General features: G+C 52.6%; 6 protein-coding genes. All 6 read right to left on the reverse strand.

Annotated elements, in window-relative coordinates; genetic code table 11:
- Nucleotides 1–50 precede the first annotated feature (50 nt).
- Nucleotides 51–800, reverse strand: a complete 750-nt coding sequence (tpiA, locus tag ACO6BQ_RS11375; protein ID WP_489121036.1) for a triose-phosphate isomerase — start codon at nt 798–800, stop codon at nt 51–53.
- 28 nt (nt 801–828) lie between these two features.
- The gene (locus ACO6BQ_RS11380) at nt 829–2022 is read right to left on the reverse strand and encodes a phosphoglycerate kinase (protein WP_489121037.1); all 1194 of its coding nucleotides are present in this window, start codon (nt 2020–2022) and stop codon (nt 829–831) included.
- A 134-nt stretch (nt 2023–2156) separates the two neighbouring features.
- Nucleotides 2157–3170, reverse strand: coding sequence for a type I glyceraldehyde-3-phosphate dehydrogenase (gap, locus tag ACO6BQ_RS11385; protein WP_489121039.1), 1014 nt, complete (start codon nt 3168–3170; stop codon nt 2157–2159).
- 224 nt (nt 3171–3394) lie between these two features.
- Nucleotides 3395–5125: a methyl-accepting chemotaxis protein gene (locus ACO6BQ_RS11390; RefSeq protein ID WP_489121043.1), complete on the reverse strand. Its 1731-nt coding sequence runs from the start codon at nt 5123–5125 to the stop codon at nt 3395–3397.
- A gap of 312 nt (nt 5126–5437) precedes the next feature.
- Complete coding sequence (locus ACO6BQ_RS11395) at nt 5438–6412, reverse strand: SDR family oxidoreductase (RefSeq protein WP_489121045.1); 975 nt, start codon at nt 6410–6412, stop codon at nt 5438–5440.
- 162 nt (nt 6413–6574) lie between these two features.
- The gene (locus ACO6BQ_RS11400; RefSeq protein ID WP_489121047.1) at nt 6575–7750 is read right to left on the reverse strand and encodes a ComEC/Rec2 family competence protein; all 1176 of its coding nucleotides are present in this window, start codon (nt 7748–7750) and stop codon (nt 6575–6577) included.
- Nucleotides 7751–8058 lie beyond the last annotated feature (308 nt).

Consider the following 8058-nt stretch of genomic DNA (forward strand, 5'->3'; position numbering starts at 1 on the left):
GACGAAAAAATCTACGCCAATCTGACGGACTTCATTTTATCAGCGATTCCTTAGAAATTAACAATCGCAGCAAAATCCTTCGCCTTGAGTGCTGCGCCGCCGACGAGTGCACCGTCGACGTTCGGCTTCTCCATGAGCCCCGCAATCGTCTCGGGCTTCACGCTGCCGCCGTACTGGATGCGTACGCCCTCGGCTGCCGCCGCGCCGTACTTCGCCTCGATGGTCTTGCGAATGTGTGCACAGACCTCCTCCGCCTGATCGAACGTCGCTGTCTTGCCCGTGCCAATCGCCCAGATCGGCTCGTAGGCGATGACGAGCTTCGCGACATCAGCCGCCGCAAAGCCCGCGAGTGCCGCCTCGATCTGGTACGCGACATAGGCGAGGTATGTGCCCGCCTCGCGGATCTCAAGCGACTCGCCGCAGCAGATGATCGGCGTGATGCCCGCCGCATACGCCGCACGAGCACGCTTGTTCACGCCCTCATTCGTCTCGCCGAAGTAGTCGCGTCGTTCGCTGTGACCGAGTACGCAGTAGGAGACACCGAGCTCCGTCAGCATCTCCGTCGAGATCTCGCCCGTGTATGCGCCGCTCTTCTCCCAGTGCACGTTCTGTGCCCCGACCGCAATGTTCGCCCCCTTGACCGCCTCGGTCACGCCTGCGAGTGCCGTCGCCGTCGGGCAGACGACGACCGTCGCCTTTGCGTCCTTGACGAGCGGAGCAAGTTCCTTTACGAGCGCGATACCCGCCGCGACCGTATTGTTCATCTTCCAATTTCCTGCAATAATCGGTGTTCTTGCCATATATATGTTCTCCTCTACTCTACACTCTTTACTCGTCCGCGAGTGCCGCAATGCCCGGCAGTACCTTGCCCTCAAGCAGCTCCAGCGTTGCGCCGCCGCCCGTCGAGATGTGCGAGATCTTCTCGGACAGCCCCGTCTTCTTCAGCGCCGCGATGGAGTCGCCACCGCCGACGATGGAGACTGCGCCTTCCTTCGTCGCCTGTGCAACCGCACGCGCAACCGCCTCCGTGCCCTTTGCAAACGCATCGAACTCGAACACACCCATCGGGCCGTTCCAGATCACCGTCTTTGCTCCCTGCAGTGCCTTGACATACTCCTCGGAGGTCTTTGCACCGCTGTCGAGTGCTTGCCAGCCGTCGGGCACCTTGTCCACATCGACCGTCTTCGTGTTCGCGTCCGCCGCGAACTTGTCCGCGATGACAACATCCACGGGCAGAACGACCTTCACGCCCTTCTTCTCCGCCTTTTCGAGCAGTTCCTTCGCGAGGTCGATCTTATCGCGCTCGCAGAGGGAGTCGCCGATCGGATAGCCCTTCGACGCATCAAAGGTGTGCGCCATACCGCCGCCGATGATGATCGTGTCCACCTTGTCGATCATGTTCTCAATGACACCGATCTTGTCCGAGACCTTCGCACCGCCGATGATAGCGACGAACGGACGCTTTGGTGCCTCGAGCGTCTTGCCGATGTAGTTGATCTCCTTCTCCATGAGGAAGCCCGCCACCGTCTCAAGATGTGCCGTGATACCGACGTTCGAGGCGTGTGCGCGGTGCGCAACGCCGAACGCATCGTCCACCGCAACGTCCGCAAGCGACGCAAGCTGCTTTGCGAACTCCGGATCGTTCTTCTTCTCCGCCTTGTGATAGCGGAGATTCTCAAGGAGAAGCACCTCGCCCGGCTTCAGGTCGGCAGCAGCCTTCTCCGCCTCCGGACCAACGCAGTCCGGTGCCCATTTCACCGTCTGTCCGAGGAGTTCTTCCAGACGCGCCACAATCGGACGCGTCGAGAACTGCGGCTCGCGCGCCTCTGTCGGGCGGCCGACATGACAGGCGAGAATAACCGCCGCCCCCGCATTCAGCAGATGCTGAATCGTCGGCAGCGTCGCACGGATGCGCGTATCGTTCGTGATGTGCTGATGCTCGTCCATCGGCACGTTGAAATCTACGCGAACAAAGACCTTTTTTCCGTTCGGCTCAAGGTGCATCATTGTCTTTTTGTTCATATTGTCCCCTCCATAAAGAAACGAGATCCGGCCCAAACGTCGGCCGGACCTCGCGAAAGATCGTATGCACACGGTAACTCGATCAGAACGCTAGCAATTCCGATCCATGTCCCGTATATCTCTGTTTACTTGTCTCAGCCGAGCTCAGCGAAGTACTTGATCGTGCGAACCATCTGGCTCGTGTAGCTATTCTCGTTGTCGTACCAGGAGACCACCTGAACGAGCGTGTTGCCGTCGCCCGTGTCGCTGACCATCGTCTGCGTCGCATCGAAGATCGAGCCGTACGTCGTGCCGATGATGTCGCTCGAGACGATCTCATCCGTGTTGTAGGCGAACGACTCCGTCGCTTCCTTCTTCATCTGGGCATTGACCTGATCAACCGTAACCTTGCCCTCGACCACTGCGTAGAGGAGCGTCGTGGAACCCGTCGGGGTCGGAACGCGCTGTGCCGCACCGATGAGTTTGCCGTTGAGTTCAGGGATAACGAGACCGATTGCCTTCGCCGCCCCCGTGGAGTTTGGAACGATGTTGAGTGCGGCTGCACGGCTGCGGCGCAGATCACCCTTGCGCTGCGGACCGTCAAGCGGCATCTGGTCGCCCGTGTAGGCATGGATCGTTGCCATGATGCCGCTCTTGATCGGAGCGAGATCATTCAGAGCCTTTGCCATCGGCGCAAGGCAGTTCGTCGTACAGGAAGCCGCCGAGATGACCTTGTCGTCCTTCGTGAGGTTCTTGTGGTTGACGTTGTAGACAATCGTCGGGAGGTCATTGCCCGCAGGAGCGGAGATAACGACCTTCTTCGCACCCGCCTTCAGATGCGCCTCAGCCTTTGCCTTTGCCGTGTAGAAGCCCGTGCACTCGAGCACAACATCGACATCGTGCTGTCCCCAAGGGATCTGCGCAGCATCCGCCTGTGCATAGATGTTGATCTTCTTGCCGTTGACCGTGATGAAGTTCTCGCCAGCCTCGACCGCATCCGCGTACTTATAACGCCCCTGCGTAGAGTCATACTTCAGGAGATGTGCGAGCATCGTCGGGCTCGTCAGATCGTTGATTGCGACGACCTCATAGCCGGGAGCATCGAACATCTGACGGAACGCGAGACGACCGATACGGCCAAAACCATTGATAGCAACTTTTACTGCCATTGAAATACCCCCTGTTGAGTCCCTAATTCTTGGTGCTGCATACCTTTTTCGCCGCACCCTTCATACGATTTATATTATAAACCATTCCCAATAAAAGTCAAACCTTTTATCCGTTGCAGAGAACTTTTACCGCAAAGTTTTATGCAGGAGTAAAAAGAGCTTGCCGCAGCACCCGATTTTTTTCGAAAAACACTGATAAAGTCAGGCATCAGGGGAACAGTGCTCTATACCTTGAACTTTTCAGCGACAGCTTTCAGCTTGTCCGAGACGCTGTTCGCCTCTGCGGTCAGCATCCGAACCTCATCTGCCTTCTGTGCCACCTCGACGACGCGTTCTGCGATGTTGGTCGTTCCCTGCGCCCCCTCGTAGGAGGCGGAGGACACGCCTTGAATGGTCTGCATCAGCCCGTCAACACCGGTGAGCAGCTTCGAGGACACGCTCCGCAGCTCCTCAGAGAAATCGTTGTAGTACTCTGCGTCGCGGTTGTAATCTCTGCCTGTCTCGACGAGAATCCGGTAGTCAGGGATGATCTGGGCCTCCATAAAGTCGAGTACACCGCCCGCCTTTACGGAGAGCTCCTCGACCGACGAGACAATGATGCCGGTCGTTTCCTGGATCTTGTTGATTGCCTCGTTGGACTGCTCGGCAAGTCTTCGGATCTCATCGGCAACGACGCTGAAGCCTCTTCCGGCCTCCCCGGCACGCGCCGCCTCGATTGCTGCATTGAGCGCAAGCAGATTGGTCTGATCTGTGATCTGCTTGATCGAGTCGGCAAGCACATTGATTTCCTCCACCGCCTTGGCCTTCGCGATGGACTCCTTTAAGCTGATCCCCGTCTCGCGGATCATGCGTTCCGTCTCTTTTTGGTTGTGCTCGGACTGCATCATGACAGCTCGCGCCTGCGTGCGAATGGCAGATGCCTTCTCCACGCCCTCTTCTGCCTGTGATGCAATCGTGCGAATGGACTCCTCCATGGAGCGTGACGTAGACTCCATCTCCTCTGCAGATGCGGAGGTTTCCTCCATCCGTGCAGCAAGTTCCTGCGTCGTCGAGGAAACCGTCTGCGTGGAGGTGTTGAGTTCTACGACGTTGCCATCCACACGGTGAACGACGTTCTCGATCGCACCTGCCTCCTGCTTGACTGCGCCAAGGAGATGACTGAGGTTGTTGCGCGTACGCGCGAGGGCTTCGGCGAGCTGTCCGATCTCAGAGGCATCGCTGTCCACCTTATTTGTTTCCGTCAGATCACCGTTCGCCATGACCATCATATGATCCTTCAGACGAACGAGCGGGCGGATGATGCGCGTGGATGAATAGAAGATGTTGAGCCCGCTTAGAAGCGCCGATCCGACGATGAGAACGAGCAGCGCGACGATCAAACGAGAGGTCGATGCCTCTTCCTCGTGCAGTTCCGCCGCTGCACGCGCATTCATCATATCTTGGAAACGCTGGATCGGCTCCATGATCTTCGCCGCATGGCTCTCGTACTCGCTGCCGAACATCAGGGCACGCGCCGTATCAAAATCCCCCTCCTCCGCCGCCTGCATTGCCGCCCGCTCAATTGAGATCAGCGCGTCGGACTTCGTTTTCGCGTCCTCCAAGAGTGCCAATTCCGACTGCGGGGCATTCATCTCCTTCAGACGCTCAACGACCTTGTCCCGCGTCTTGGTCTCATTGACCGCCCTCCAGTAGTTATCATAATATGTCTTGTCACCAAACTGGACATAGCTGCGCGCCTCATTCGTCAGATCCGTGGAGGCATTTGCAAGATCGATGCCGAGTTGCTTGAACTCGGTCTTACGTGTCTCTGCTGTCAGCACATTTTGATACGAGTTTCGCAGCAGGATCGTACACAGAATCAAAAGAATGACGATCACAATGTTGCCAACCCCCAAGAGCAGATTGACCGTTGACTGCTTCATTGCTCCCTTGAGTTCTCCTTGCCTTACACTCATACATTCTCCTTCTCACAGCACATAACGGCTGATATACAAAAACTCTTTTCATCTGTAAGAAATCGCTGATAAAACGCCCCCTCAGATGAACACAGATTTTTCATCCGGACGAGGGGTAACCCGGACACACAGCAAAGACTATGTAGCGGATTTGCAGACATTGTGGGAGCAAAAAAGATACGCCAAGACGGCGATGCTTCCTTTATCAGAGGTTTCTTAAATATAATCAGATATTAATATAGAACATTCCCCCTTGTCAAGAGGAAGTATGATCCTGCTTTTTCACCTGAGCAAATGCTGCGACAAGACGGCTCACAGGTTTTCCCTATACCATTGAATTGCCTCTTTGATCCCCTTCGCGAAATCATACTCCGGCGCATAGCCAAGTTTTTTGCAGATCTTCGAGATGTCCGCCCCGCTGTGACGGATATCCCCCTTGCGCTCAGGGCCAAATACAGGCTTCAAATCCTTCTCGAACAGTGCACTGAGCACCGCATACAGCTCATTGAGGTTCGACCGCTTGCCCGCCGCGACATTGTACGCCTCACCCGCCGCCTCATGCGGCGCGACACACGCGAGGAGATTTGCCTGCACAACATCCTCCACATAGACGAAATCACGCGACTGCTCCCCGTCGCCGTTAATCGTCGGCGGCACGTCGCGCAGCAGGCACTCGATGAACTTCGGAATCACCGCCGCATACGCACCGTTCGGATCCTGTCGACGACCGTACACGTTGAAATAGCGCATCCCGTAGCAGTCAAGACCGTAGTGCATCGTATACTGATAAGCATACTCCTCCGCGACAAACTTCGTCACTGCATACGTCGAGAGACGGTTTCCGACAATCTCCTCCCGCTTCGGCATCGTCTCATCGTCGCCATAGACCGCAGCACTCGACGCATAGGTGAACTTCTTCACCCCATTTTTCGCTGCCGCCTCCATCATGTTGACCGTGCCAACAATATTCGTCAGCGTATAGTCCACCGGCTGCTCAATACTCTCCGGCACACTCACCGCCGCCGCCTGATGCAGCACATAGCCCGCGCCCTCGCAGACGCGATCGCAAAGCGCGGCATCCCGAATATCGCCCTCGATAAACTCAAACCTCGGATTGTCCCGAAATCCCGCGATATTCTTCGCATACCCCGTCGACAGATTGTCCAGCACACGAACCCTGTGTCCCATCGATAGCACCGCCTCAGCCAGATTCGAGCCGATAAAGCCGGCACCACCTGTGACGAGGAATAGGCTGTTGTTTGGAAATGTAATTGTACGGTAGTTCATAGTTCCTCCAAATATTACTTCATAAAATTTAATCATAATACAATTTTCGTACAGACACCATTTGTTGAGAAAAAACAAATGAATTTTATCTTATGTTGAAGGCTGCAAATTCACTGTCTCTACTTTTCCGCTTAATTTATAGCCCGTGAGATTTCTTAAAATTTATGAAAAATTATATTCAATCATATGCCTTTCCGTAGAAAAGAATACTTGCTTTTGTGCCTCTCCAAGTGCAGCAATGACCTGAAAGCTCGGATGATGATACCCATTCGTTAAACCATAAGAGCATATAAAGAGCACCTTTGAAAAAACCTCTAAAATTTGTTCGTTCCACGAAAATCCTGAACCATGGTGAGGTACAAAAAATATCCCGACTAAATCAAGTTCTTCTTGATAATGTGCAACAAAATCCTTCATACAGTTATCGCCTGCAAGGGATATATCACCCGTCAACAACGTTCCTGCGGGGAGTTCTAGGTGCCAGCAAAAAGAGTTCCGATCCATCCATGATTTTTCTTGTTTATGAGGATAAAAGGAACACAAAGCATCTATATTTATTCTTATTTTCATTAATGGGCCGTGGTACATACATAAAGACGAATTGTTTATGCTATCAGCAGGTGTCTCCTTTCGTGAGACTTTCGTATTTTCTATATAAATATTTTTTAGTTCCTGTCTTACCTCCTTTTTAGCCAGCAAATCCGATAAAGCTTTACATTGATATTTAGAAAGTAGTCGATCTATCTTTTCTTTTATTGTCAATTTCCTATCGATTTCTATAGTTCTATTATAAAATTTGAACCGCCAACAATACTCTTCCAGCGTCACCTCCGTATCATGTGATCTGAGGTGAAACATGACCTGGCTTTCTATTGAATACTTATCTTCACGAGGTTTATACTTTCCTTTTTCCAAATTTGAACGCTGCAATTGTTTAAGATCTTCATTATCCTGCATCGTGACAAATATAACAGAGTTTATTCTGTGCTCTAAACGAAAAACTTCTATCCAAATAACAGCAAGCAAATAATCCTCAACGTCATAATATGGAATATATACGCGCTCTACACGAACGCCTTGATTATCTCCCAGTAAATAAGGTAATCCATTGACGTGATCAGCATCAAAATGCGAAATTACAATCATATCCAAAACATCACATCTTAGCTCATTTTTTATATAACTGTCAATTACAGGTTCTATTCCTTTTTTTCTAGTACTTCCGCAATCATATACAAAATTAAAGAATCGACGTGGTGAAAACACTGTAGGCAGACACCCTGTATAAAAGAGACCTTGACCGACCGGTCGCACACAAAAGTGGTTACTTATGTCCATTTCTTATTTCTCCTGTTACAACAGATTTTGTGTTATAACGACAATAAAGCCACTCCGACTTCATTCATGCCCACATACTCTCAAAGCGCGTTGCTTAGGGAAGCGCTGATAAAACAACGCCTCAGATTGAGGCAGATTTGTTCGCCCGATTGCGGAGGCTCCCCAGACGCATAAAGGAAAGCCTTACCACGTCTATATTACGGCAGGAGCAAACAGGTTCCTTCGCATCTACGTCGGACGTGCAAAGGAGTATTTAGGGAAGCACTGATAAATTCAGCCACGCCATCTTGACGTATCTTTTTTGCCCG

This window comes from Centipeda sp. (in: firmicutes) (assembly GCF_057271695.1).

Excerpts from the sequence above, each read along its gene's own strand:
- tpiA (WP_489121036.1), bottom strand. The coding sequence starts at position 800 with ATGGCAAGAACACCGATTATTGCAGGAAATTGGAAGATGAACAATACG.
- ACO6BQ_RS11380 (WP_489121037.1), bottom strand. The coding sequence starts at position 2,022 with ATGAACAAAAAGACAATGATGCACCTTGAGCCGAACGGAAAAAAGGTC.
- gap (WP_489121039.1), bottom strand. The coding sequence starts at position 3,170 with ATGGCAGTAAAAGTTGCTATCAATGGTTTTGGCCGTATCGGTCGTCTC.
- ACO6BQ_RS11390 (WP_489121043.1), bottom strand. The coding sequence starts at position 5,125 with ATGAGTGTAAGGCAAGGAGAACTCAAGGGAGCAATGAAGCAGTCAACG.
- ACO6BQ_RS11395 (WP_489121045.1), bottom strand. The coding sequence starts at position 6,412 with ATGAACTACCGTACAATTACATTTCCAAACAACAGCCTATTCCTCGTC.
- ACO6BQ_RS11400 (WP_489121047.1), bottom strand. The coding sequence starts at position 7,750 with ATGGACATAAGTAACCACTTTTGTGTGCGACCGGTCGGTCAAGGTCTC.